Here is a 453-nt window from a genome sequence, read left to right as displayed (position 1 = left end):
GTCAACGCGGGCGCGGATGATGTCCGCGAGTTCGTCGTCTCGATACTTTTCGAGCGTCACGCTTGCTGCGGCGCGAACGCGTGACTCGACGCGCATATCGAGCGTCGAGAGAAACGCGTCTTCGGAGACACAGATCATCATCGTGGTGACGTTGTCGATGTCATAGAGCATCGCGATGAGCGACGGGTCTTCGAGGACGTCGACCTCGTCGAGGACGATGACGAACTGCTCGTTCCGACTTTCAATGCGAGCAAGATACTCGTGAACCGGTGTCGACGCTCGGTCGAAGTCGAGTCCGAGGCCGGCGTCGCGCATGAGCGTGTGGAGAACAGCGGCGTTCGTCGAATTCGAGAGGCAGTTCACGTAGGCGGTTCGGACATCGAGCGTCGCCCGTTCGAGTTCGTTCGCCACGAACCGGGCAAGAGTCGTCTTCCCCGCACCGGAGGGGCCGGT

General features: G+C 61.1%; 1 protein-coding gene. It reads right to left on the bottom strand.

Translation table 11 applies throughout. The features are described 5' to 3' along the window. A partial coding sequence (locus tag DVK01_RS21375) for an AAA family ATPase (RefSeq protein ID WP_121538854.1) occupies positions 1-453 on the bottom strand: 453 nt, incomplete at both ends.

Origin of the sequence: Haloarcula sp. Atlit-120R (assembly GCF_003665885.1) — an archaeon.
GTDB lineage: Archaea > Halobacteriota > Halobacteria > Halobacteriales > Haloarculaceae > Haloarcula > Haloarcula taiwanensis.
The sequence above is the reverse complement of the archived record's forward strand: the minus strand, read 5'-3'. Positions and strand labels throughout refer to the sequence as shown.